General features: G+C 39.4%; 25 protein-coding genes and 1 pseudogene. 6 read left to right on the top strand and 20 right to left on the bottom strand.

The genetic code is table 11. The features are described from left to right. Positions 1-95: IS3 family transposase (locus tag FJR73_RS09960; RefSeq protein ID WP_140834408.1), on the top strand; the 95-nt coding region annotated here is incomplete at its 5' end. Between the two features lie 759 nt (positions 96-854). Here FJR73_RS09960 and pdxT read toward each other — a convergent pair. The 3 genes from pdxT to nox all read right to left on the bottom strand — a co-directional run bounded on the left by pdxT (position 855) and on the right by nox (position 3,849). After that, positions 855-1,442 carry a pyridoxal 5'-phosphate synthase glutaminase subunit PdxT gene (pdxT, locus tag FJR73_RS09950; protein WP_140834703.1) on the bottom strand — a complete coding sequence of 196 codons (588 nt, stop codon included), beginning with the start codon at positions 1,440-1,442 and terminating at the stop codon, positions 855-857. Beyond that, complete coding sequence (gene pdxS / locus FJR73_RS09945; protein ID WP_000138526.1) at positions 1,443-2,318, bottom strand: pyridoxal 5'-phosphate synthase lyase subunit PdxS; 876 nt, start codon at positions 2,316-2,318, stop codon at positions 1,443-1,445. Between the two features lie 151 nt (positions 2,319-2,469). Further along, positions 2,470-3,849: a H2O-forming NADH oxidase gene (gene nox / locus FJR73_RS09940; RefSeq protein ID WP_061759045.1), complete on the bottom strand. Its 1,380-nt coding sequence runs from the start codon at positions 3,847-3,849 to the stop codon at positions 2,470-2,472. Between the two features lie 310 nt (positions 3,850-4,159). Between nox and FJR73_RS09935 the strand changes: the two genes are divergently transcribed. Genes FJR73_RS09935 through FJR73_RS09925 form a run of 3 tightly spaced genes read left to right on the top strand, consistent with a single transcriptional unit; the run spans position 4,160 to position 7,011 of the window. After that, on the top strand, positions 4,160-5,083 hold the full coding sequence (locus FJR73_RS09935) for an FAD:protein FMN transferase (protein ID WP_125451010.1): 924 nt from the start codon (positions 4,160-4,162) through the stop codon (positions 5,081-5,083). A gap of 59 nt (positions 5,084-5,142) precedes the next feature. Beyond that, positions 5,143-5,748, top strand: coding sequence for an NADPH-dependent FMN reductase (locus FJR73_RS09930; protein ID WP_125451011.1), 606 nt, complete (start codon positions 5,143-5,145; stop codon positions 5,746-5,748). 18 nt (positions 5,749-5,766) lie between these two features. Next, positions 5,767-7,011 (top strand): NAD(P)H-dependent oxidoreductase, encoded by a 1,245-nt coding sequence (locus FJR73_RS09925; RefSeq protein WP_125421183.1) that lies wholly within the window; start codon positions 5,767-5,769, stop codon positions 7,009-7,011. Between the two features lie 113 nt (positions 7,012-7,124). Here the strand turns inward: FJR73_RS09925 and FJR73_RS09920 are convergent, their stop codons facing one another. The 9 genes from FJR73_RS09920 to FJR73_RS09880 form a co-directional block, all read right to left on the bottom strand. Then, positions 7,125-7,382, bottom strand: coding sequence for a DUF896 family protein (locus tag FJR73_RS09920; protein WP_000372163.1), 258 nt, complete (start codon positions 7,380-7,382; stop codon positions 7,125-7,127). A 41-nt stretch (positions 7,383-7,423) separates the two neighbouring features. After that, the gene (glyS, locus tag FJR73_RS09915; protein ID WP_140834701.1) at positions 7,424-9,460 is read right to left on the bottom strand and encodes a glycine--tRNA ligase subunit beta; all 2,037 of its coding nucleotides are present in this window, start codon (positions 9,458-9,460) and stop codon (positions 7,424-7,426) included. Between the two features lie 365 nt (positions 9,461-9,825). Beyond that, positions 9,826-10,743 (bottom strand): glycine--tRNA ligase subunit alpha, encoded by a 918-nt coding sequence (gene glyQ / locus FJR73_RS09910; RefSeq protein ID WP_101784896.1) that lies wholly within the window; start codon positions 10,741-10,743, stop codon positions 9,826-9,828. An 18-nt stretch (positions 10,744-10,761) separates the two neighbouring features. Continuing rightward, entirely contained in the window at positions 10,762-11,523 is a 762-nt protein-coding gene (locus FJR73_RS09905; RefSeq protein WP_125451014.1) for an elongation factor Tu, read from the bottom strand. Positions 11,524-11,792: 269 nt separating this feature from the next. Then, positions 11,793-12,635, bottom strand: coding sequence for an aldo/keto reductase (locus FJR73_RS09900; protein ID WP_140834699.1), 843 nt, complete (start codon positions 12,633-12,635; stop codon positions 11,793-11,795). 76 nt (positions 12,636-12,711) lie between these two features. After that, positions 12,712-14,103 carry a peptidoglycan-N-acetylglucosamine deacetylase PgdA gene (pgdA, locus tag FJR73_RS09895; protein ID WP_140834696.1) on the bottom strand — a complete coding sequence of 464 codons (1,392 nt, stop codon included), beginning with the start codon at positions 14,101-14,103 and terminating at the stop codon, positions 12,712-12,714. An 87-nt stretch (positions 14,104-14,190) separates the two neighbouring features. Then, complete coding sequence (metK, locus tag FJR73_RS09890) at positions 14,191-15,381, bottom strand: methionine adenosyltransferase (RefSeq protein WP_000003949.1); 1,191 nt, start codon at positions 15,379-15,381, stop codon at positions 14,191-14,193. A 481-nt stretch (positions 15,382-15,862) separates the two neighbouring features. Beyond that, positions 15,863-16,549, bottom strand: a complete 687-nt coding sequence (locus tag FJR73_RS09885; RefSeq protein ID WP_140834694.1) for an ABC transporter ATP-binding protein — start codon at positions 16,547-16,549, stop codon at positions 15,863-15,865. A gap of 13 nt (positions 16,550-16,562) precedes the next feature. Continuing rightward, a complete protein-coding gene (locus FJR73_RS09880; protein ID WP_140834692.1) occupies positions 16,563-17,618 on the bottom strand; it encodes an ABC transporter permease in 1,056 nt (351 codons plus the stop codon). Between the two features lie 345 nt (positions 17,619-17,963). On the opposite strand from FJR73_RS09880, the gene FJR73_RS09875 reads away from it, so the two are divergent. After that, positions 17,964-18,251 carry a DUF3270 domain-containing protein gene (locus tag FJR73_RS09875; protein WP_140834690.1) on the top strand — a complete coding sequence of 96 codons (288 nt, stop codon included), beginning with the start codon at positions 17,964-17,966 and terminating at the stop codon, positions 18,249-18,251. Between the two features lie 33 nt (positions 18,252-18,284). Here the strand turns inward: FJR73_RS09875 and ciaH are convergent, their stop codons facing one another. From ciaH to FJR73_RS09835, 8 genes are all read right to left on the bottom strand, one after another. Further along, positions 18,285-19,619, bottom strand: coding sequence for a two-component system sensor histidine kinase CiaH (gene ciaH, locus FJR73_RS09870; protein ID WP_049535212.1), 1,335 nt, complete (start codon positions 19,617-19,619; stop codon positions 18,285-18,287). Next, positions 19,609-20,283, bottom strand: a complete 675-nt coding sequence (gene ciaR / locus FJR73_RS09865) for a two-component system response regulator CiaR (protein ID WP_000590639.1) — start codon at positions 20,281-20,283, stop codon at positions 19,609-19,611. Before ciaR ends, ciaH begins: the two co-directional genes overlap by 11 nt. Positions 20,284-20,390: 107 nt before the next feature. After that, a complete protein-coding gene (locus FJR73_RS09860; RefSeq protein ID WP_140834688.1) occupies positions 20,391-22,937 on the bottom strand; it encodes a M1 family metallopeptidase in 2,547 nt (848 codons plus the stop codon). 121 nt (positions 22,938-23,058) lie between these two features. Continuing rightward, entirely contained in the window at positions 23,059-23,499 is a 441-nt protein-coding gene (locus FJR73_RS09855) for an ASCH domain-containing protein (RefSeq protein ID WP_140834686.1), read from the bottom strand. Further along, on the bottom strand, positions 23,496-24,344 hold the full coding sequence (locus tag FJR73_RS09850; protein WP_140834705.1) for a putative PEP-binding protein: 849 nt from the start codon (positions 24,342-24,344) through the stop codon (positions 23,496-23,498). Before FJR73_RS09850 ends, FJR73_RS09855 begins: the two co-directional genes overlap by 4 nt. After that, positions 24,322-24,822 carry an NUDIX hydrolase gene (locus FJR73_RS09845; RefSeq protein WP_140834684.1) on the bottom strand — a complete coding sequence of 167 codons (501 nt, stop codon included), beginning with the start codon at positions 24,820-24,822 and terminating at the stop codon, positions 24,322-24,324. The genes FJR73_RS09850 and FJR73_RS09845 overlap by 23 nt, the downstream gene beginning before the upstream one ends. Positions 24,823-24,831: 9 nt before the next feature. Next, the gene (locus FJR73_RS09840) at positions 24,832-25,530 is read right to left on the bottom strand and encodes a 3-oxoacyl-ACP reductase (protein ID WP_140834682.1); all 699 of its coding nucleotides are present in this window, start codon (positions 25,528-25,530) and stop codon (positions 24,832-24,834) included. Then, the gene (locus FJR73_RS09835; protein ID WP_000141906.1) at positions 25,523-25,759 is read right to left on the bottom strand and encodes a DUF2829 domain-containing protein; all 237 of its coding nucleotides are present in this window, start codon (positions 25,757-25,759) and stop codon (positions 25,523-25,525) included. Before FJR73_RS09835 ends, FJR73_RS09840 begins: the two co-directional genes overlap by 8 nt. Positions 25,760-26,207: 448 nt before the next feature. Here FJR73_RS09835 and FJR73_RS09830 point away from each other — a divergent pair. Next, positions 26,208-26,278, top strand: a pseudogene (locus FJR73_RS09830) (transposase); the annotation flags it as partial.

Below are 26,278 nucleotides of genomic sequence, written 5' to 3'. Positions count from 1 at the left end.
TTGTAGACTATATTGATTACTACAACAATAAACGAATTAAGGTAAAACTAAAAGGACTCAGTCCTGTGCAATACAGAACTAAATCCTTCGGATAAATTGATTGTCTAACTTTTTGGGGTCAGTACACTGATATTATGCGTTTTCTGATTTTAAAGACTTTTTGCCTGACCCTTTTCACCTTGTTAAAACACCATTGATCTTAACTCATCACTTACCTCTTAAAAAATCTTTAGAATTGGCTTAATCCCCTTTATTGTATCGCGTTTGGAGTTTTTTAGGTATAACCTTCGACGCGCACCTTACGTAGGACGACAGACTCATAGCTTTATACATAATAGAACGAGTATCTCCATCTGTAGAGATACTCGTTTTTTGCTATTTTCAAAGTGTTCTTTTTGACCAATCCCATACATCATTTTTATAGTAAATTGAAACTAGAATAGTACATCGTGGATACTAAAACATTTCTAGAAATTAATTTGATTTCCCTAATCAAGTTGCACACATCTTATTTCAAACCACTATATATTCAATGAAAATCAAAGAGCTAACTAGGAAGCTAACCGCAGGTTGCTCAAAGCACCGCTTTGAGGTTGCGGATAAAGCTGACGTGGTTTGAAGAGATTGTCGAAGAGTATTAAGGAGTATAGAATAGTATTTTAACTCCATCCTCTAAAGTGCTCCCAATAAAAGATACTTGAACACTATATTCAGCATATAAGCTTTATGCCCTAAGTCAAAACAATCATTCTTTTCTAATTTATCGTAAAGAAATATAAATTCACAGAATGATGCCAGATAACTTAAAAAATAATTCTTTGGAAAGAGCGAATCAAAACTTGATTTATCACTTTTTATTCCACTATCTTTTCTTTACACATATTGATAAAGTACTGGTGCAAGCGCACATCATCAGTCAATTCTGGATGAAAAGAGGTTACCAGCATATTTTTTTCTTGGGCTGCAACGATTTGATCTTCAACTCTTGCTAGAATTTCTACACCCTCTCCAACACTGCTGATAATTGGACCACGGATAAAGGTCATTGGAATCTGACCAACTCCCTTACATTCTGCTTCCGTGTAGAAACTCCCTAGTTGGCGCCCATAGGCATTGCGCTCGACCACCATATCCATAGTTCCTAGATGACTCTCTTCCTGAGAAGTAATTTCCTTAGCCAGCAAAATTAAACCCGCACAGGTTCCAAATACTGGTAATCCAGAAAGAATGGTTTCTCGAATGGGAATCAGCATGTCCTGCTCACGTAAAAGCTTGCCCATGGTTGTAGATTCCCCACCAGGTAATATCAATCCCGACAAATCACTCTGATATTTCTGAAAATCATCTAGATTTCTGATTTCAACACTCTCGACACCTAGTTTATCTAGCACTTTTGCATGTTCTGCAAAGGCACCTTGCAAGGCCAATATTCCGACTTTCATCTATTTTCCTCGCTCTGCCATGAGAATTTGGATTTCATTTTCATTAATACCAACCATGGCTTCTCCTAAATCTTCAGAGATTTGGGCTAGTATTTGAGGATTTCGGAAATTGGTTACCGCCTTAACAATGGCACTGGCTCGTTTAACAGGATCTCCTGACTTAAAAATACCTGAACCGACAAAGACCCCCTCTGCCCCTAATTGCATCATGAGAGCAGCATCTGCAGGTGTTGCTACACCACCTGCTGCGAAGTTCACGACTGGTAGTTTTCCATGTTCGTGCACGTATTGAACTAATTCTACAGGTACTTGGAGTTCTTTTGCTGCAACATAGAGTTCATCTTCACGTAGATTTTGAATGCGGCGAATTTCCTGATTCATCATACGCATATGGCGAACAGCTTGGACAATATCTCCTGTACCCGGTTCTCCTTTTGTACGAATCATAGAAGCACCTTCAGCGATACGACGCAAGGCTTCTCCCAAATCCTTAGCCCCACAGACAAAAGGAACTTGGAATTCTTTCTTGTCCACATGGAAACGGTCATCAGCAGGAGATAGAACTTCACTCTCGTCGATATAGTCAATTTCAATAGCCTCTAAAATCTGAGCTTCAACAAAATGCCCGATTCTGACCTTGGCCATCACTGGGATGCTAACCGCTTCTTGGATTTCCTTGATCATCTTTGGATCACTCATACGAGAAACACCACCAGCTGCACGAATATCAGCTGGAATCCGCTCCAAGGCCATCACAGCTGCCGCACCAGCAGCCTCTGCAATACGGGCCTGTTCAGGATTTTGAACGTCCATGATAACCCCGCCTTTAAGCATCTGCGCCAAGTTTTTATTTAATTCATAACGATTTTCAGTCATTTCTTTATCCTCATTATTTGTATTGGTAGCTACTATTTCATTTTAAGTCAGAACAGAATGAATCACAAGATAAAAAAATCGTAATTGTGTGGGGACAAATCATCTAAAAAACTATCTGACCTTAACTTAAGGCCAGATAGTTCATCAAATTTTATTTTTCAGCTGTAAGTGCAGCCATTGTGATGTAGTTGTAAGGTTTGTTGAAGTGTGGCAAGAAGAAGAGGTCTGTCAATGCCAATTTATCAATTGTCACATGCTCTTGGATAGCAAGTGAGAACATGTGGATTCCCATGCTAATTGCAATATCATGTGAAACCATTTGGGCACCAAGAATTTCACGACTATCTTTGTCAAAGACAATCTTAATCGCTACTTCATGGTTATCATGTTTCATGAATTCTGGTTTTTGTAGATCGTTAAAGCCTGTTTCAGTTGCATTGTAACCAGCAGCTTTTGCTTTTTCAAGTGTCAAACCAGTTGAAACCATGTGAAGACCATAGATTGAGATACCGTTTGAACCTTGAACACCGATTCCTTCCAATTCATGTCCACAAGCGTTGTAAGCACCAACAATACCAGTACGAACAGCGTTTGAAGCAAGAGCGATGTAACTAGTTTCTTTACGAGCATTGTCATAGACAGTTGCACAATCACCAACGGCAAATACACCTGGGATAGATGTTTCTTGTTTCTTGTCTACAAGGAAGGCACCGTTGCGGAAGAGTTCAATCTTACCATCAGCAAGGGCTGTGTTTGGACGGAAACCAACTGCAAGGATAACCATGTCTACATCGAAAGTCTCTTTATCAGTAATCAAGCGTTCAACTTTACCGTCACCTTCGATTGCTTTAACAGTTTGACCAAGAGCCAAACGGATGTTGTGGTCTTCCAAGTTCTTGGCCATCATTTGTGTGAAGTCTTTGTCATAGTAACCGTTCAAGACAGTATCTACAATATCAACAAGCACAACTTCTTTTCCAAGACGTTCAAAGGCTTCAGCAAGTTCAACACCGATATAACCACCACCAACAACAGCGATACGATCAAGGTGTTTACTCTTGTCAGCAAGCTTATTGATAACTTCTTCAGCGTTTTGGTACAATTTAACGAATTGTACGTTTTCAAGAGTTGCTTTAAATTCGCGGTTTCCTTTAACAATTTCAACACCTTCGATTGGTGGCAAGATTGGTGTAGAACCTGTAGCGAAAATCAATTTCTCGTATGATTCTTTGTGCTCTTTTCCTTCAACTTCTGCTGTAACTACTTTGTTATCATAGTCGATTGAAAGAACTGGTGAGTTCATGTAAACCTTAGCACCTTTAGCTTCCAATTTTTCTTTATCAGAATAGAACAAGCCTTCAGCACCGTCAATTTGTTCCCCAATCCAAAGGGCCATTCCACATCCTAGGAAAGAGATGTTAGAGTTTTGGTCAAATACAACGATTTCGTTCTCATTCCCAAAATTATCCAACATAGTATTAATACATGCTGTACCAGCGTGGTTAGCACCAACTACAACGATTTTACTCATAGAAAAATTCCTACCTTCAATTTTAAATTTACTCTTCTAGTATAACATTTACTGTTAGCGTTTACAAGAGTTTTGCTAATTTTCCCGATTTTTTTGTAAAAAAATGTAAATAATTTGTATTTTATCATTCTTTCTTACAATTATTCTTTATTTTCTGAGCATATTTCTTGACAACTTTACAAATTTTATTTGTGAAAACGCTGACTTTATGGTATGCTAATATCATGGAAAGAAATTGTAAGGGGTTAAATTTAATATAAATTTACAATATTTCAACCTTCTTTTCACATAAGAGAAAGGAGTTGGTAGCTTGCCTCTTAGTTCACATTCCGAACGGCTAATGGGGACTACTATCACTATTTCATTAGTAGATGAGCGAGCCGATATCTTGCTTCAAAAATCCTTTGATTTACTCAAAGAGCTAGAATACCGCTTCAATGCCAATAGCCAAGAATCTGAGTTGATGGAGATCAATTATCAAGCTGGAATAGCTCCAGTCAAAGTTCATCCAGACCTGTTTGAACTGCTTGCACTTGGATTAGAGCATAGCCTAGCGCCCTCTAGCCATCTCAACATCAGTATTGGTCCCTTAATTCAAACCTGGCGTATCGGTTTTTCAGATGCCAAAGTGGCCCAACCCCAAGAAATTGAATCGGTGCTCCCTTTAATCAATCCTCATTATATCGAGTTAGATTCTTCCACTTCCACTGTGTTTTTAAAACAAAAAGGAATGAAGATCGATCTTGGTTGTTTAGCCAAGGGTTATAGTGCGGATAAAGTTGCCCAATTTCTGAGAGAAGAAGGAGTGACATCTGCCTTGATTAATCTGGGAGGGAATATCCTGACCATTGGAAAAAATCAGGCAAGAGGGGATCAGCCTTGGCAAATTGGGATTCAAGACCCAGCCAATCCTAGGGGAAATCACTTAATGACCATCCCTGTTGTCAATCAATCTGTCGTGACTTCAGGCATTTATGAACGTCACCTGACAGTCGACGGAAAAGATTACCATCATATTTTTGACAGTCAAACAGGATATCCTGTTGAAACGGAACTAGCTAGTCTAACAATCATCTCTGATAAATCAGTTGATGGTGAAATCTGGACAACTCGTCTATTTGGAGAAAGACCTGCTGCTATCCTCTGGCAAGTCGAAAGTTTGGAGGGCATCGAAGCCATCCTAATCGATAAGGAAGGTCACCTAAGCTGTTCTTCAGGAATTCCTACTCTATAGAAACAGATGTTTCAATGGAGTTTTAAAATCGTATTATGTAAAAAGAGAAAGGAAATCTCATGTTAAAACTTATTGCTATTGTTGGAACAAATTCAAAACGTTCTACAAACCGTCAATTGCTTCAATACATGCAAAAACACTTTGCTGAAAAAGCTGAAATTGAACTTGTTGAAATTAAAGACATTCCTGTCTTCAATAAACCAGCTGACAAGCAAGTACCTGTTGAAATTTTAGAAATTGCTGCTAAAATTGAAGAGGCAGATGGCGTTATTATCGGTACTCCTGAGTATGACCACTCTATTCCAGCTGTTTTAATGAGCGCTCTTGCTTGGTTGTCATACGGTATTTACCCACTTTTGAACAAACCAATCATGATTACGGGTGCTTCTTACGGTACACTTGGTTCATCACGTGCCCAATTACAACTTCGCCAAATCTTGAATGCTCCAGAAATTAAAGCTAGTGTCCTTCCAGATGAATTCTTGCTTTCACATTCTCTTCAAGCCTTCAACCCAAGTGGAGACCTAGTAGATCTTGATGTTATCAAAAAACTGGATGCTACTTTTGACGACTACCGTATCTTTGTAAAAATCACAGAAAAATTGCGTAATGCACAAGCACTACTTCGTAAAGATGCAGAAGACTTTGACTGGGAAAATTTGTAAGATAGGAGACCAAAAAGAATGAAATTTGTTGGACTTGTAGGATCAAACTACGATCAATCATATAACCGTAAACTCTTGGAATTCATCCGTCGTCACTTCAAACTCAAATTTGAATTAGAGGTTCTTGAAATTGACGAAGTTCCAATGTTTAACCAAGACGAAAAATGGGATGAAAGTTTCCAATTACGTTATTTATATAACAAAATTACTCGTGCTGATGGTGTCATTATTGCGACTCCTGAGCACAACCACACAATCTCAGCTTCTCTTAAATCTGTTCTAGAATGGCTTTCATACGAAGTTCATCCATTTGAAAACAAGCCAGTCATGATTGTAGGTGCTTCTTACTACGACCAAGGTACTTCTCGTGCCCAAGTTCACCTTCGTAAGATTCTTGACGCTCCAGGTGTCAATGCCTATACTCTTCCAGGAAATGAATTCCTTCTCGGTAAAGCTAAAGAAGCCTTTGATGTTAATGGGAATATCACAAATGAAGGAACTATTAATTTCCTTGAAACATGTTTAGACAACTTTGTAAAATATGTGGGAGTCGTTTCAAAATTGAAAAAACCAAAACCAATCGCACCAGAAGATTTATATTGTACAAATCCAATCGCAACTACCATTCAAGGAGTTGACCCTGATGATCCTGAATGGGTAGAAAAAGCAGCTGAGCTTGTTGGAGCTGTTTCTGGAGATACTTACGTTAAATTAGACCACGGTATCTTGACAGTTAACCAAATTGATATGTTCTTGAAAGCAATGCCATTTGAGTTGACATATGCGGATGATAATAACCAATTCTTGTACTACAATAACGCCCACCAAGATCCAAACACTATGTATGGTAAACGTGTGCGAGTTCAAGCAGGTAGCCGACTAGGAACAGTACATGCTTCTCTACCACCTGCAAGAATGAAAAACGTTGAGTGGGTTGTAGGCGTATTACGTAATGGTGATCAAGAGTATGTCCGTACAATTGTTCCGGGACAACCAGAAGGTGTAATTAATACTCATAACTATAAAGCAATGTACTATCCAGATGGCTCATATGCTGGAATTAATGAAATTATCTTTAATTTCCAACCATGGCTTGATTGGTACTTAGAAACAACTGGTCAACGTCTAGTTGGTGGAAATGCTGCAGCTTCTGCTGGTGGACATGGTCACGGCGATGCAGATGCTACATCTGGAGCTTCTGATGCAGGTGATGCTGGAGGCCACGGTGGTGGTGCAGACGCTACATCTGGAGCAAGTAACTAATACTTTTAGGAACCGTTATGGTTCCTTTTTTAGTGATAAAAAGACTAGCAGACAAACACTGCTAGTCTTTTGGTTATTATTTCATCTATCTTTATTAAAAGAAAGAATATTTATTATGAATTTGGGTCATCGAGACTACGACCGTGTAAACCTTTTTCACGTTGGACTTGGCGTAGTTTTTCTGGTGTAACATCGTTTCCTTCTTCGTCCACAATTTTGATTCCCTCAATATGGTGACGAACAGAGCGACGATAACCTTCGATGTACTCCTCACGTAGTTTAGCTTGTTCCACTTTTTCTTCTGGTGTCAAACCTTCTGCTTTTTTCTTTTTAGCAAGCTCATTGATACGATCAATTTTTTTCTGATCCATTTCTTCTCCTTTGTGATAAGATAAAGTCCGTTTATCAAATTTTATTTAGTGTTAATTTGGTTAAAACGTGCAAGTTTAGCTGCTTTTTGAGTTAAATGAGACAAGATAGCCAATCGATTTTGACGAACAGCCTGATCTTCTGCCATTACCATGGTATTTTCAAAGAAAGCATCAATAATTGGGCTAAGCGCAAAGAGTTGTTCTAATTGCTGACTTACAGCACCTGACAAAACGAGTGATTCTACTGCTTCTGCCAAGGCTTTCTCTTCTTCATTTTCAAAGAGAGCTGGATCAACTGTAGCAACTCCTTCTGCCTTCTCAGCCAAATTAAAGGCACGAGAAAGTGATTCAACAGATGGTTTAAAGTCTGCTCCCTTGCTTGCTTCTACGAGAGCACTTGCTGCTTCCAACATATCTGCCACAACAAAGTTTGATCCTGCAAGAACGGCTTCCTTAATATCTTTTGGAGTAGAACCCATCATCTTATCAACACGAGCCTTGATAAAATCCATAACCTCTGCCTTATTTTCATAAGTCAAGCTGTCAAATTTCAATGCATAAAGGCTATCAATCAGCTCATCCATAGCAATATGCCAACCAAAGGCATCCAAGATACGAACTACACCTTGAGTTGCACGACGAAGGGCATAAGGGTCATTAGAACCTGATGGAATCAAACCTACTGAGAAGAAACTCAAAATCGTATCCAATTTATCTGCAATGGCAAGCACTGCACCGACCTTACTCTCTGGAAGTTCTCCTTCGGCTGATGTAGGCATGTAGTGTTCACGAATAGCAGTTGCCACCGCTGGAGTTTCACCAGCAAGAAGGGCATATTTTTCACCCATAATTCCTTGGAGCTCGTCAAATTCACCAACCATCCCAGTCAACAAGTCAAACTTGTAAATGGCTGCTGCACGAGCTAGGTCAATCGTTTCATCCGCTGACAAACCAGCTTTTTCTGCCAAAAGAATAGCAATCTGACCCGTACGAATCATGTGTTCACGAAGGGAACCAATCTTTTCGTGGAAAGTCACATTGTTTAATTTTTCAACAAGGTCTGAAATCACTAATTTTTGATCTTCACGCCAGAAGAATTCACCGTCTTCCAAGCGAGCTACCAAGACTTTTTCATTTCCTTTGATGACATTTTCCAAATGCTCTGCGTTTCCATTACGAACAGAAATGAAGTTTGGCAAGAGTTTACCATCTTGATCACGGACAACAAAGTACCGTTGGTGTTCCTTCATCGAAGTCACCAAGACTTCTTCCGGAACTTCAAGGTATTTGGCATCAAAACTTCCCATAAAGGCAGTTGGGTATTCAACCAAGTTCAAGACTTCATTAAGCAAGTCCGCATCAATTTCGATATGTACACCATGCTCAGCTTCGATTGCTTTGATTTGGTCAACAATCATTTGCTCACGTTCACGTGGATCTGCGATTACAAACTGTGCACGAAGATCTTCTTCATAGCTCAATGCTGACTGAATCTTAGTTTCTTGTCCCAAGAAACGATGACCACGGCTCACACGATCACCCTTGATATCGAGGAAATCCAAATCAAATTCTTGCTCGTCCAAAAGAACGGTTAAAGTGTGAACAGGACGAATGTATTCAAAGCTATTTCCAGCCCAGTGCATGCTGACTGGGAAAGTCAGTGACTTCAAGACATCCACAACACCAGGAATGATAGATTCAACTGGTTGACCAATTTCTTCCTTAGTGACATAGACATATTCTTCACCCTTGATTTCACGGAATTCGATATCTTCAACAGTCAAGCCTTTTCCACGGACAAATCCTTGAGCTGCTTTTGTGAAGTTTCCAGCACTATCCAAGGCAATTTTCTTTGCTGGCCCCTTAAAATCTTCTGTCAAATCAGACTGTTTGTCTGCTAAACCAGTAACTCGAACAGCCAAACGACGTGGTGTTGAGAATGTTTGAATAGCTTCAAAAGACAGGCGGTTTTCCTTGAGGAAGGCTGCCATTTTTTCGCCTAGTTGTTTTTCACTTGGTGTGACAACATAGGCTGGTAATTCTTCAAGACCGAGTTCTACTAATAAGTTTTTTGTCATGTTTTTTCCTTTACATTTTCTTCAATCTTTTTTGATATGCACCTTAGGTACTGGGGACGTCGCTAACTAACTTTGTGAGTCTGTATGGAAATCTAATGCTAAATTGATCAAGATTTCCAACAGTCTCATCAAAGTGGATTTAGCTGACTGATTTTTGAACCTAATACTCAATGAAAATCAAAGAGCAAACTAGGAAGCTAGCCGTAGGCTGTACTTGAGTACGGCAAGGTTAAGCTGACGTGGTTTGAATTTGATTTTCGAAGAGTATAAGGTTTCAAAAATTCCCACATAAAAGTACGGCGGTGCATATCCCTCTAGCAAGTCTTCGACTTGCCACTAACGATTTTAGAGCACAGTATTACTCACTATTCTGCGTCTTCTGCTAAGAGTTTAGCTCGTGTTTCTTCATCCAAAAGTGGGTAGCCTAGTCGTTTGCGTTCTGCGACAAAGGTTTTGGCTACGACACGAGCCAAGTTACGGATACGAGCGATATAGCCTGCACGCTCTGTTACAGATACCGCACCACGCGCATCAAGCAGGTTAAAGGTGTGTGAACATTTTAGAACATAGTCATAGGCAGGGTGAACCAAACCTTCTTCCAAGGCACGACCAGCTTCTTTTTCAAACTTATCAAAGTTTTCCAACAACATTTCTTGGTCCGAAATTTCAAACGAATATTTTGAGTGCTCATACTCAGGCTGGATAAAGATTTCTCCGTATTTTACACCATCAGCCCACTCGATATCATAGACAGAGTCTACTTCTTGAATGTAAGAAGCCAAACGCTCCAAACCATAGGTAACTTCCGCAGTCACAGGGCCAGTTGCCAATCCACCAACTTGTTGGAAATAAGTGAACTGAGTGATTTCCATACCGTCAAGCCAAACTTCCCAACCAAGACCAGCTGAACCAGTTGATGGGTTTTCCCAGTTGTCCTCAACAAAACGAATATCGTGTTCCAAAGGATTGATTCCCAATTTTTCTAAAGACTCAAGATAAAGTTCTTGGATATTTGATGGAGAAGGCTTCATAACCACTTGGAATTGGTGGTGTTGGTATAGACGGTTAGGGTTTTCCCCGTAACGACCGTCAGCAGGACGACGTGATGGCTCTACATACGCTGCATTCCACGGCTCAGGTCCGATAGCACGAAGAAAAGTGTATGGACTCATGGTTCCCGCACCTTTTTCATTGTCATAAGCCTGCATAAGCATACAACCTTGATCATTCCAAAATTGTTGCAAAGTCAAAATAATTTCTTGAAATGTTAATTTATTAGACATTGTTTACTCCTTTAGTTTTTATATTTCTTTTTCAATTAATTTCTGCTGAACAAACCAATTTAACAAGGGTAGAGTTTTATCTGTATTTGCCCATAAATGATAAGAATCGAAGACCGCTTGTACACTACCTAGATTTTCTACCAACTTATCTATTGTCAAAAAACTACGCCAGTATTCGTAAAAAATACTTGCATAGTTCTTATCATAAGTCGAAGAACCAAAATCATTCAATGAATGCCAACCATACTTCTTCTGAAAAAGTTCTACAAGAGATTGATTACAAATTTTTTCCGCTTGAAATTCCTCTTCTGTCAAGAAATACTTGCGACTAATATATTCAACCATCCCCTCTTCGAACCATATATAAGAGTCGTAACCATCAAAATCATCTAAAAAATACTCCGACCAATGAGCTAACTCATGTCCTACAATCTGTAAGAGGAAATTTTCAGATAAAGAATGATAGTGACTTTCTATTGCTTGAGTTTGCTGAGAACACTCGTAGTCCATCAACTGATACAAATACAACTCTTTCCAAACAGCTAAATCAGGCGTCATAACCATTCGTCTATTATTTGTATAGGCTGGAACAGCACTTTCCCTAATAATCTGTGTAGCAGCATTAAAACTTGACCAAATAACGGCTTGCGGTAAATCACAGACTGCAAGTTCATTCTTTAAAAAAGATTGATAATCTTTCAACTTTTCAGTATTTCTTACTACAAACTCACGAAATGCAGCTAGTTGACTATCGTCTTTTACAAGATAAAGGTTTTCCACGTCTCTCCTTTCTTTCACACAATAGACTGAATAAGCAAAAGAACCGCATTTCAACACCCAAGCCTTGCGACTAGGGGCGTCAGAAACGCGGTTCCACCCTAATTTATTACTTCATTGTTTTTGAAAATACTACAGAAAGCGCCAGTTCTTTATTTTGCCCTACTTGGCTCCCACTATCCCAAGCTCGCTTGAAGAACGCCATAAGACTTTCTTTCCTGCTGACTATTATATCAAAAATTAGAATAATGTACAATTCTTTTTATGATTTTCTAAAAATCCATATCATCAACTCGTGGAGCACCAGACTGAACAGCAATCGCTTTTAAGGTTTCACGCTCCTCATGACTCAGTTCAATTCCAAAGCAATCAAGATTAGCCTGAATACGAGAAGCTGTGACAGATTTTGGAAGTGGTAAAAATCCTTCTGCTAAACTCCAGGCCAAGGCTATCTGAGCAACCGATTTTCCATGATTTGCTGCGATTTCTTGGACTTCCTTACTATCAAACAATTCTCCCTGACCAAAAGGTCCCCAAGCTTCCAATAAAATTCCTTTTTCTCGACAGTAATCTACGACTTCCTCTTGATACACACCTGGAGCCAAACGAACTTGATTGACCGCTGGAAGAATTTTTGCTGTTTCAAGCAAGGCATCCAGATGATGGGGAAGGAAATTACTAACACCGATAGCACGGATTTTGCCTTCTAGGTAAAGATCCTCCATCGCTCTCCAAACTTCTGAATTTCGGATTTTCCAGTGGTTATTTTCTCTGAGTGGTTTTGGATTTGGCCAATGAATCAAATACAAATCCAAATATTCCAAGCCCAGCTTCTCTAAAGACTCTTCAAAAGCCTGACGAGCTTGCTCATAGTTGTGATTTCTATTCCAGAGTTTGCTGGTTACAAAAATTTCCTCACGCGGAACGCCACTATCTTGAATGGCACGACCAACGCTTTCTTCATTTTTATAAATCGCTGCCGTATCGATATGGCGATAGCCTGCCTTTAAAGCCTCTAGGACAGCTTGATAGGCAATCTCTCCATTTTCAGCCTTCCAGGTTCCAAATCCTAGAACAGGAATTAGAACGCCATTATTTAAAGTATAAGATTTCATTATTTTTCCTCTCTATGTAAAGCAAATCCAAAGAAACAAGTTCTCATAGAAAACTTATCTCTTTAGATTTTATGTATTATTGGTCACGGTCGAAATAGAGTTGGTGAGGTTTAAGACGAGAATTTAACAAATCTGGTACAGTTACAAAGTCATAACCTTGCCCTTTCAAATAGTCAATAACCTTTGGTAGAGCATTTACTGTCTCAGCATGGATATCATGCATGAGAATAATAGAACCATTCTTGACTTCACGCTGAATTTCTGTCAAAATAGCTGCTTCATTTTTACTCTTCCAGTCCAGACTATCCACATCCCACATAATAAAACTCAAATCGAGGCTATTGCGAATGTCATCTGTAATGGCTCCATAAGGCGGACGCATAAGTTTAGAACTAGAGCCCAGCACCTTAGTTAGCGCATCCTCCGTATCAGTAATTTGTTTTTTAGCCTCATCAAGAGAAAGTTTTGAAAGAACGGGATGACTCCAACTATGGTTTCCAATAACATGGCCATCTGCTTTCATGCGTTTCAAAATCTCTTCATTGCCAGAAACATTCTTACCTAAAACGAAGAAAGTTGCCTTAATACCATACTTAGAAAGTGTATCTAATGCTTGAGTTGTCGTTGCAGGATTTGGTCCATCATCAAAAGTCAAGGCCACTACTTTACGATTTTTCTTTTCATAATAAGCCTTATAAAGTTCTGCATCCTTATCTAATAAATAAGAAGACTGAATAACTTCAAAGAAACTAGATACTGGCAAGGCAATCTCATCCAGATTTTCAACTGTCTGACTTGGATAAAGGACAATCTGACTATCCTTGTAATCAAAATTCCATGCAGACAAGTCTTGGTCAGAGAAGCTTTTAACAAGCTGATCGACCTTCTCTTGCTCCAATTTCTTGTCCTGTAAGAAAGAAGCCGTTTCTTTTATCAGCTGCTCTTTGGCTTTACTAGCATCTGAAAATAATTGATCAAGTGTAAAAGGTTTGCCATCTTCTGTCAAATGGACTTTTGCCAGATTAGTTTTTTCAGTCTCTTCAACTTTTGACGAAGTTAAATCATAGACTTGTTTCATCACACTTCGGTTGACAATCCCTTTTAAAGGCGAATCTTGTTTCTCCGTATAATAAAAAACTAGATTTTCTTTATCTTCCAGATTTTCCTTAATATCCTGTGTCATGATGTCTTTTACAGACGAAATCACTTGCTCCCCTTGAAGAGGATAATAGGCAATCACTTCGGCTTGCCCCTTACGAAAATGATCCTTCTGATTCCCCTCACTCAATTGATCATCTTTCTCTTTTTTGAGAGATTCAATCTTTTGTTCAAAACTTTGTTTTGTGTATATTTTGTATCCAATTATTGAACCTAGGACACAAATACTAACTGCAAATATGGCTACTAGGGTTAGTAAACCAATTCTCTTTTTATCGCGCTCAACACGCTTTGCTCTACTTTTATCCATAGGACTATCATATCAAATTCAAGCTATAATTTCAATGATTTTGAAGGAAATAGTATATTAAAAGAGGGGCAATCCCCTCTTAAGATTTTATTTGACTGCTTCTTTCAAGGCTTCTACCTTGTCCAAGCGTTCCCATGGAAGATCAATATCTGTACGTCCCATGTGTCCGTAAGCCGCTGTTTGACGGTAGATTGGACGTTTAAGGTCAAGCATTTGGATAATTCCTGCAGGACGAAGGTCAAAGATTTGACGAGCCGCTTTTTCAAGTTTGCTTTCAGCTACTGTTCCTGTACCAAAAGTATCAATACGAACAGATACAGGTTGCGCAACACCGATAGCGTATGCCAATTGCACTTCTGCCTTCTTAGCAAGACCTGCTGCAACAATGTTTTTAGCAATGTAGCGAGCTGCATAAGAAGCTGAACGGTCCACCTTAGTCGCATCCTTACCAGAAAAGGCACCACCACCGTGACGTGAGTAACCACCATACGTATCTACAATAATCTTACGACCAGTCAAACCTGAGTCTCCTTGAGGACCACCGATTACAAAACGACCTGTCGGATTGATAAAGAATTTTGTCTTATCATCAAGATAAGAAGATGGAATAACTTCTTTGATGACCTTGTCAATCACATCTTGATGGATTTGTTCATTGCTAACTTCTGGATCATGCTGAGTAGAAATAACGACTGTATCCACGCGCACTGGCTGGTCATTTTCATCATATTCAACTGTAACTTGAGATTTAGCATCTGGACGAAGATAGCTGATTTCACCAGACTTACGAAGCTCTGATAAACGACGAACCAACTTGTGACTGAGTGAGATTGGAAGTGGCATGAGTTCTTCTGTTTCATCTACCGCAAAACCAAACATGAGACCTTGGTCTCCAGCTCCAATCAAATCAAGTGGATCTTGATCTGCATTCCCACGAACCTCCAAGGCTTCGTTAACACCTTGAGCAATATCTGGTGATTGCTCCACCAAAGATGGGTGTACTCCCACCGTTTCAGCAGAAAATCCATATTCTGTATTGGTATAACCAATCTCTGCAATGGTATCACGAACCACACGATTAATATCTACATAAGCTGTAGTTGAAATTTCACCAAATACATGAACTGAGCCAGTATAAACCGCTGTCTCAGCAGCAACGTGTGCCTCTGGATCCTTTGCTAAAATAGCATCCAAGATAGCATCTGAAATTTGGTCTGCGATCTTATCCGGATGCCCCTCAGATACAGATTCAGACGTGAATAATTTACGTTCTGACATAAAAATGTCCCCCCTTAAAAATAGTGTTATAGAGTTACAAAGTACTGATAGGTATTTCTTAGTGATAAATGCCTACCATCTTATCGGGACTATATAACTTCACCATTATATCATTTTTTAGCGCAATTTGCAGTCCATATACTCAACAAAAATCAAAGAACAAGCTAGAAAACTAGATGCAGATTGCTCAAAGTAGAGTTTTAATGTTGGCAATAAAACTGATGAAGTCAGATCAAAACACCGTTTTGAAGTTAAAAATAAGGAGGCTGGGAAAAAGTCTTTAAAATTAAAAAACGCATAGTCAAGTCTTGAAAAAACTTGAGACTATACATTTTTTGTGGGGAGATTTACTTTATTTTTCTTAAAATTGAGTTTTGGCTCAACCTCATCAAAATCTATATAGCTTATCAATTTGCTACGTAGAACCGGTGCATTTTTCAGGTCTAACGTTTTAGAAAAATATCCGTCAATTCACTATATTTTATATTTGTTTACATTTTTCTTCAACCAAGTTTCCATCACTCATTACATAAACTCGGTCAACCTTATCAAGAAGGCGTGTATCATGTGTAATCATGACAACACCTCTTCCTTGCTCATGGGCAATTGAAGCCAACATATCCGTTACTTGGTAAGCCCGCTCTGTATCAAGACTAGCTGTAGGCTCATCTGCCAGTACGATGCTAGGATTGTTGTAAAGCGCCCTAGCAATCGCCGCACGTTGACGTTCACCACCTGATAAAGCCTTGGGATACTGATTTTGTACTTTTTCCAAATCCAACAAGTCAAACAGCTCTTTTCGATCACTTTTACTATTTTTTCCCTTATCCAGTCTGTCAATCAAATCCAGCTGTTCCTTGACCGTTAGAAAAGGAATTAAGTTTGAAGTCTGAAGAATGAAGCCAAACTCTCTAAAACGGAGGTTCGTTTTCTCCTTCTCCGTCAGACTGCCTGTTTCCTTCCCCTTGACTAAAATCTTTCCACTCGATGCTTCCTGAAGTTGTCCTAGAGTCGTTAGAAAAGTCGTCTTTCCAGAACCTGAGGGCCCAACGATAGCCACGAACTCTCCCGCATTTAGCTGAAAATTCGTCTCATGCAGAGCTACGACTTTCATCTTTCCTTCCCCGTACGTTTTTGTCACTTGATTCATTTCTATCAATGCTGTCATACTATTCTCCTTATCATTCTGCAATCGCAGTAATCGGGTCCACCTTTAGCAAGCGTGGGAGGGAAATGACACCACCAAGAAGAGCCATCAAGCAAATAACCGAGCTTAGAATCGAGTAGGCCATCCAACTTGGGTAGAAAAAGAAGGTAGCTGGTAAGAGCAAAATCACTCCTCCGATAGCAAGCAAGGATAAAGTAGTCCCCATACCAGATAGAAGCAAGATCTGACAGAACAGAGACCATACAATGGTTTTAATCTGTATTCCCTGAGCCCGCATAATTCCATAAAGTCCTAGCTTTTGTATGGTAATGATATAAACAAAAATACCAACAATCAAGCCTGTTATAACAATCATAGCGATAATCATTCCTGAAAATACATTAACTTGAGGTGTGTAACCAGGAATTTTCGAAATCATTTTTGGGATAGAAATCTGTTTCAGTCCATCGCCAGTCACTTCTATGTCATTTTTTAATACCAAGGCAGAGATAGCACGATTAGCTTTCAAGGTCCCTTGTAAAATCCAATAAGTTGTCAAACTTGTAAAGACAACAGGCTCGGTGAAAAATTTATTTCCTTGAGTCAGACCTACAATCTTGTAACTTTCCTCGCTTCCATTGAGTTGAATGGCATCACCTAGCTTAATTCCATAGTTTTCAAAGGACTGATCTACGACAACCTCATCATCGCTTTCAGGATACCGTCCCTCCGTCAAACTAGGAGAGATAAAATCGTCCCACTCTTGAGCAAAGATGGAAACATTGACCTTTTCACTATCATCGACTAGATTGGTCACAGCGAACATATAACCCAGTGGAGCGGCCTCCTCAGATCTCTTTTCCTTATAATCCTTTTCAGGAATAAAAGATGCTGTCAAATTATCATTTGCGTAGTCAGATAAAACCACACTCGTCGCTTGCCAATTGTCAATAGCAGCCCGGTTGTTTCGCACAAGACCAAGAGCTAGACTGGTCATAAAAAAGACCATAAAAGAAATAAGAAAAATAGTGGTTAAAATCAAACTATATCGAAGTTTGTTCTGTAATATTTCCTTGATAGCAAGATACATGCTTGTCTCCTTTAACTTTTCCAAGAGGTATCAATGAGATACCCCGCTACTATAAAAATAGGAGACAGAAAATCTGTCCCTGTATTCCAAACAAATCTCACTAATCAAATTAAATAAAATCAAGAAAATAAGTAAATATTTTTTCTAAAAATGAATTATTTACTTAAAAATATAATTAATTGTAAATATTAATAAGCATTAGGTGTTTATCCATCCTATCATTTTCACAGTATGGTGTCAAGAAAATTGATTTTGAAAAAGCACTTTATTCTTTTTGTAACCTTTCTGTAATAATTCTCTGCTAAAAAAATGATAAAATAGGTATGTACTGTTAAGGAGAGAACCATGTCCGTAAAAAAATTAAAATCATATGAGGTAGACTATCAAGAAGAATTAAACCAGCAACTTCCTCGCTATCAGGATTATGCGCCCGAATCACAATCTGATACCAGTTTTCAAGAAATCCTATTTTTTGTTAATATCGCTGTTTTTTGTATCTGTATTGCTATCTTTAGTTTTATCTTCTTGGCGTTAAAACTATCAACTGCTCTTGCCTTTGTCGCAGCAATCGGATCCAGCTTACTTGTTCTAAAAATCCAACGCTCTATCATCAAACGAAAACTAAAAAGATAAATCCAAAATATCGCCCCAGCCGGAGCGATATTTTTATTTTTTCTTTTTAGATGGTGTCTGAATGGCAATCTTCACTTCAAAGATTGTTCCTTTTGGTTTATTATCTTTAACAGTAATGGTTCCTTTTAAGGCATCTACAATCTGCTTGGCCAGTGATAATCCTAAACCAAAACCTCCTTTTTGACGAGTTCTAGCCTTGTCCACTCGATAAAAACGATCAAAAATTTTCTTCTTATCTTCTGCTGAAATACCGACTCCATTATCAGAAACAAGTAAATACAGATTACGGTCAGTCGCTGAAATCACAAAATCAATTTCACCATCCTCTTCAGTATACTTGACAGCATTATCAAATAAGATAGTCATCAACTGCTTCAATAGAAGCTGATCTGTGACAATCGTTCGATGGATACGATTTTCAAAACGGAAGACACGATCATTTTCCGAAGCAATCATCTCATAGTTTGTGAAAGTTGTATTAAAAAAGCTAGTTGGAACTTCTCCAAGTTCAGGCTTAATCCCATCATCTCTTCGAGCTAAATTCAACAAGTTCGTCGTCAAAAACCGCATATTTCGGACTTCTTCCAAACTCGATGCAATACTTTCGCTCACATCCATAATGGTAGCTTCAGGCTTACGGAAAAGGGTCTCTAAGCGATTTTGCAAAACTGCAAGTGGGGTTCGTAACTCATGACTGGCATTTTCCACAAAGGACTGTTGCTTCTGCATGCTCTCAAGCAGGGGCCGAACACTGACCCTAGCTAGATAGAGACTGGCAAGTAAAGACAAAATCCAGAAACTAGCCATCACAACGACAATCAATTGCTCATGCTTTTGACTGGCCTGCTCCAACTGACTGGTATTAATCAAGACAGCAGCATACTTGATATTGGTTGAAACCGAACTGATATTCGTTTCCATCAAAATCATGCGATAGATTTCTTCCTGTCCATAGCTATTAAAAACCTGAATCTGATAGATATGGCCTAGTTCTTTTTTCTCTAACTTAATCTTATCCAATCCCAAAAATCGATTTCCAGAAAGGAGCTGGGTAAAATTCTTATCAAAAAGAATGACTTCTGTATTGGAACTGACATTGGGTTTTACATCAGTCTTGCTAGTATCTGTAGCAGCATTCTCCAAATCTTTAATCTCTTCCGTCGCCCTATTTACCGCCAACTGAATAACTGCCTGAGGATTGTTGCTCAAGCCATGAAGCTTATCATCCACCGAAGTATAGAGACTCGAGTGCATGACCTGCAAAATAATCAGAGTCATGGTGGAGAAAATCAGAGTGAAGACACCGAAGTTGCGAATAAAATAACTAAAGTCATCCGCATACCATGTTTTTTTTAGTTTACTGAACATCTTTTAAAATATACCCAACACTACGCAAGGTTTGCAAATTCTCTGCAAAAGTGGTTCCTTTTAATTTCTTACGGACTTTTGAAACATAGACTTCGACAACTGAAATCGTTGTGTCACTATCAAATCCCCATAGACGATCAAAAATCTGAGTCTTAGGCAAAATAACATTTTGATTTTGAAGGAAATAAACCAGTAAATCGAACTCTTTTCCAAGCAATTCGACAGGAGTATCTTCAACCTTAACGGTATTGGTTGACAAATTAACTACAATATTTCCATAAGTCAAGGTATTTTCATTAAACTTACCTGAACGTTTGAGAAGGGCTTGAATACGCATTTTGAGTTCTTCTAGGTAGAAAGGTTTAGTCAGATAATCATCCGCTCCTAGTTCAAATCCATGCCCCTTGTCATCCAAGCTCTCCTTAGCAGTCATAATCAGAACTGGTGTCGTAATTCCCTTTTCACGCAATTCTTTCAAGACTTGGAAGCCATTTTTTTCAGGTAACATTAAATCGAGCAAAATCAAGTCATAGACGCCACTTTCAGCTTCGTAGAGACCTTCTTCCCCATCAAATACCTGCATGACATCTGCAAAATCGTCTAAAAAGTCAAATACTGAATTTGACAGGCCTAGGTCATCCTCAACCAATAAGATTTTTATCATGAGAAACTCCTCCTTATTAAAACCATTATACCAAATTTGCCTTAAAAAAAACTCAACTCCCTCTTACTTTAAGAGAGAAAGTTGAGTTTTTATTATTTTACGAATGTTTAAGCTTTCCCATATTGAAGAACGACTGCTTCCACTGCAGCTTTTTCACGGTTAATCAAGTCAACACGCGCTGCAATTTCCTTGATTCCCATACCGATGTTACGGCTAAGAGCAAGGTCAGAAAGTTGCGGTTCAAAGAATTCCTTGTACTCTGCCAAGCGTTGCTGAGTCTTAAATACGTGCGCAGGAAGGATAACAAAGCTATCAAAGCTCATATCTCCTCCCAGAGCTGCCTTAATCCAAGCCCAGTTTTCACGAGCCCAAGACCAAGCTGTTTCCTGAGTTGCTTGATGACCTAAAAACTGGAAATACCAAGCTGACAAGTCTTGTGGTTTGACCACAAATTTGTCCTTCCAAGAAGCAATCAAGGTTTGGATATTGTCCGCATCTGTACTGTGGGCAAGAGCCGCTGCCAACTGGCGTTTAAAGACAGCATCTGTTGCGTGCGTATAAGTATCAAGATAAAGTGCTAACAAGTCTTTGGTCTCATGATGTTTCATTTCATTGATCAGAACTTGTGAACGAATAGCTGCTGGAAGTCCTGCAAGATTCTCCTTGTGAGCCGCGAAGATTTGGCTAGCGACTTGACTAGCTTCTGCATCATTTGAGCGAATCATCATCGAAATGGTCAACTGACGAACCAATTCATCCTCATCTGATTCTCCATCTTTAGCTTCAAAACCAAGACGGTCATAGTTATGACGAGCCAATTTCGCAACCAAGGCTTTGAAGGCTCTTTCAGCTTCTGTTCCTTCATCGATAAAGCGCTCGAGGGCAGAAATCACTTGAGAAATGGCTGAAACGACAAGGTAAGATTCTTCCTTAGCAAGTTTATCAAGGACTGGGAGCAAGTCAGCATAAGAAATGTGCCCTGCTTCAGCAAGCAGACGACGTTCTTGAACGATTTGCAGTTTGCTTGTGTTATCAAGTGTCTCTAGCTCAGCAAGAACTGCATCCAACAAGTCTCCTTGATAGTCGGTAATGTAGTGGGCTGTATTTTCAGTATTGAAACGAAGAGCTCCTTCATTTTCAGCAAGAAGGGCTGCGTAGCCAGGGATTTCGATGCTTTCAGTTTCAAGTGTATCAGGCAAGCCTTTCCAGTTGCTGTTTAGTGGTACAACCCAGAGACGGTTCTTATCTTCGTGCTCACCAATGAAGAATTGTTTTTGTGAAATCTTCAAGACATCATTTTCAACTTTGACAGTGAGAACTGGATAACCAGGTTGTTCCAACCAAGAATCCATGAAGGCTGCGACATCACGTCCAGACGCTTGACCAAGAGCATCCCAAAGGTCACGACCAATTGTATTGCTGTATTGATGTTTTTCAAAGTAGGCATGCAAACCTTTGGCAAAATCGGTATCACCTAGCCAACGACGAAGCATGTGCATGAGGCGACTTCCTTTGGCATAGACGATAGCTCCGTCAAAGAGCGTATTGATTTCATCTGGGTGTTTAACTTCCACGTGAACAGATTGAACGCCATCAGTCGCATCACGTTTCAAGGCAGACGGAACACCACCTGTTTGGAAATCTTCAAAGATATTCCAGCTTGGTTCAATAGCATCCACACAGACGTATTCCATCATGTTAGCAAAGCTTTCATTGAGCCAAAGGTCATCCCACCATTTCATAGTTACGAGGTTCCCAAACCATTGGTGAGCCAATTCATGGGCCACAACAAGGGCAACTTGTTGACGGCTGGCAAAGGTAGAGTTCTCATCCACAACCAAGTACACTTCACGGTAGGTCACAAGACCCCAGTTTTCCATAGCTCCAGCTGAGAAGTCAGGAAGGGCGATGTGGAGAGATTGAGGGATTGGGTACTTAACTCCATAGTAATCTTCGTAAAACTCGATAGAGCGAACAGCGATATCCAGTGAGAAATCAAGGTTTGATAGTGGATGAGCTTTGGTTGAATAAACACCTACGAGAGTACCGTTTTTAGTTTTAGCCGTCACACCTTGCAAATCACCCGCAACAAAGGCTAACAAGTAAGAAGACATGCGAGGTGTTGTCTCAAACTTCCAGATACCTGTTTCCTTACGGTTTTCAACTTCGATTTCTGGCATATTAGACAAGGCCAATTCACCTTCCGCTTGGTCAAAACGTAGAGAAAGGTCAAAAGTTGCCTTGGCTTCAGGCTCATCCATACATGGGAAGGCTTCGCGCGCAAAATGACTCTCGAACTGAGTAGACAAGACTTCCTTCTTGACTCCATCAACTGTGTAATAAGAAGGGTAAATCCCTGTCATGTTGTCTGTAATTTTTCCTGAGAAAGCGATAACCACTTCAACTTGACCTGCTTCCGCAAGTTCAATATGAAGGGCTTCATTGTCATGGTCAACTGTAAATGGGCGAGCTTCCCCTGCAACTTCTACAGAAGCGATTTCCAAGTCTTTTTGATGAAGGGAAATGCGGTCACTCTGTGCTTGACCAGTGATGATCACCTTCCCTGAAAACGTCTTGGTCTCACGACTCAAGTCTAAAAATAAATTATAATGTTCAGGAACAAATTGCTTAATAAAATGTTCAACTGCTTGCATAGTTTTCTCCTATCTAAGTTTAAGAGCTAGAGCTCTTCTTCAAACAAACTTATTATATCATGTTTTGCCTGAGAAAAAAGGATTGGACAGTGATTTCCAAAACTTTCTTCCTTCTAGAAGTCTACAGTGGGTAAACCTTGCGAAATTCTTCTAAAACAACCTTGCTTTCAGGTGTAAAAGTCAGTCCTGCCTCCCTCATCCACTCGGTGAAACAATCCTCATGAACCTGACGCCAATAGGCGAGGGATTTGTCTCCCTCACCTTCCTTATAGGCATGGTCAGTTGACACTCGATTGAAGGGTTCAACAGAAACCTTTGTAATTTCGACAATACAGATGGCCTGATTTTGACTATCTAAAATGACATCGAAGGTCCCTTCTTGCGGAAGGGATTCGTCCTCTACTGCGTAGAGGTCATAGGCTGACGCTGTTGCTGTCTTTTCGCCTTTAAACACCAAATCCGCTAAAAGGTCTGGTTCCACTCCAAAAGCCCAAGCATCGATTTCATCTCCGATAGAAGGATTGATTTGCTTGTATTTATTCCACATTTCTTGCGGTGTCATAGGTTGCTCCTTTGTAATTTTTTACTTTCTTCTTTTATGTGTTTGAGATGGCCTGGATGGTCAATTTCTAAATCAAAAATCTCCGGAATAGAGCTGTAATGGAGAATGCACTTGATACCCAACTGATTCATTTTTTGTATGAAAGAAGTATTCAGATAGCCTGCTACAGCAAAGTCAATATTTTTAATCCTTGCTTTATCCTGCATCTGTCTCAGCATATCTAACATTATTGGATTTTCCATATCATGCCATTGACTATTTCTCACAGTCGCAAAAATAAAAGAAGTCAAATCATTCATTCCAACTACAATCTTTGAAATGCCCGTTTCCATTATTCTGTCCAAGTCAAAATACGCTGACGGTAATTCAATCATCGTGCCGACTTTCCCAGTAAAACCATGCTGGCGCAATACTCTAATAGCTTGTTTTAACTGTTCAGCATCATTGACAAAAGGAAAGATAAGAGACAGATTGGAATTGGTTTGATAAACTTCTGTAACGACATGTACCTCCGCATGAAATTCATCCAAACACGCTAGTAAACGTCTAGTTCCTCTATAACCAAACAAGGGATGATTTTCATCAAAGTACTCTTTAGTCCCCTCTAAACAATTGGCTTCTGTATTCGTTAATTCTGAAAAACGATACCAGACATCTTCATCCGAGTACAATGAGCAAATAGTGGCTAGATAATCTTTTACAAATTGCTGACAACTTGGTAACAGGATGTTTTGATTGAGCTCTCTCAACAAATATTCTCCACGAATCATACCGACGTGGTGCAATAGTTGAGGGTAAACTTTTTCATCCAGTTTTTCGCCACTAAGGGCAAGTTGATTTCTCATCATTCACCTTCCAATTCATGTAAAAAGTCTTGTCCAGTTCTGGAAATCCTAATAATTCAGACTTAACCTTCAAGACTAATGGCGATGCATTTTCTTCTGTGATCTCTTGAATATCCATCCAAATATATCCGAGTGAATCATTCGCACCATCAGCTACAGCTTCCGAAATCGTAACTTGAGGTGCACTCTCATTCATTTCAACATCATACAAGGCCATGATATGGTGAACCATAAAATTTTTTAACTCTTCGCTGACGAAAACATCGTAGATTCGAGGATTAGAGTAGCTTCTAACAGTAAATCCCGTCTCTTCCATAACTTCTCTAGTCAGCGTTTCCGTCAGTCCTTCACCAAGTTGCTGACTGCCTCCAGTTAGATCATACCGATGTTGATAAGGGCCTCTCGTTTTTTCAATGCAGAGTAACTTCCCATTTTCAAAGCAAACAGCGTAGACTCCAAAGTGTCTTTTGATTTCCATCAGATCCTCCTACTTCAAAGACCAGCCACCATCTATTGTCAAAATTTGTCCCTGCATGGCAGATGCCTTTCCACCGGCCAAAAAGAGACTGACTTCTGCCACTTCCTCTGGTTCAATCCAGCGCTTGATTGGTGTTTCACTAGCCACCCAGTCAGCCAATCCACCTGGCTCAAAATCTGCAGCGGTCATAGCTGTCTTGACTGCTCCTGGAGCAAGCCCAAATACCTGAATCCCAGCTTCTGCATAGTCTAGAGCCAACTGCTTGGTAAAGCCTGCCAAGGCGTGCTTCGAAGAAGTATAGGCGTGTCCACCGCCACCTGCTAGGCTAGAAGCGATGGAGCACATATTGATGATGATTCCCTTTTTATTTTCCAACATTTGTGTCAAATAAAATCGAGTCAACTCTACTGGAGTCACGTAGTTAATTTCAAAAATTTCTTGAATTTCCTGCGCTGTCTGTTCCAAAAGTGGTTTATAATCATCCAAAACTCCAGCAGTATTGCACAAAATATCCACCTGTGGACACCAGGCAAAAATAGGCTCTAAGTCCAAGGTCAAATCTCTCTGTAAAAAGTGGAAATCACCCTTTAAGGGTGGATTTTCTCCTTGATCCACACCATAAACTTGATCGCCATTCTCTAAAAAGAGTCGAGCTTGAGCCAGACCGATCCCTGAACTCACTCCTGTAATGAGTACACGTTTAGTCATGCACTTCTACCCAATCCGTCGCTAAAACATCACAAGGTGTCGGGCTCCACATGGAAAAACCTTCTCCCTCACCAGACACGTTGATGAGGAAATAGGGCGTCACTTCTAGGGCCACACCATTTTGCTCGATAGTGTCAAAAAGTTGGACATAGTTTTCAGCACCTCCCCATCCAGTTCGTACAAATTTTTTCTTAGCCTTTAACCCAGGCAGGATTTCTTCGAAAGTCATATTTTTTCTCCTTTTATATCAATAATTCTTCAATTAATTATAACAAAAAATGCTTTAAAATTCCTTTTGACTCATCCTAATTCAAAATCAATAAACTTTTTATTACCATTTCTAGCAACAATGACCTCAGGTTTTTTTGAGACAAAGTTTAAATCACTATCTGAAACTTATATAAGCTTTTTCTTTTTTAAAACAATTCAATAAAATCATATCTATAAAAAATGATAAGGTAATTTGAATCTAGAATCGTACAATATCGCTTCTGAAATATTTCTAGAATTGCTTTAAATTCCTTAATCAATTTGTTCAGTTTCTATTTCAATATACTATAAGATGAGACTGGATAAAAAGTCTTTGCGATCACAAAAACGCATAGTATCAGGTGTTCAAAATGAACTGCACCCCAAAAGTTAGACAGAAAAAATCTAACTTTTGGGGTGTTTTTATTATGAAATTAACTTATGATGATAAAGTTCAGATCTATGAACTTAGAAAACAAGAATATAGCTTAGAGAAGCT

Source organism: Streptococcus sp. D2, from assembly GCF_006385825.1.
Taxonomy (GTDB): Bacteria; Bacillota; Bacilli; order Lactobacillales; family Streptococcaceae; genus Streptococcus; species Streptococcus shenyangsis.
The sequence above is the reverse complement of the archived record's forward strand: the minus strand, read 5'-3'. Positions and strand labels throughout refer to the sequence as shown.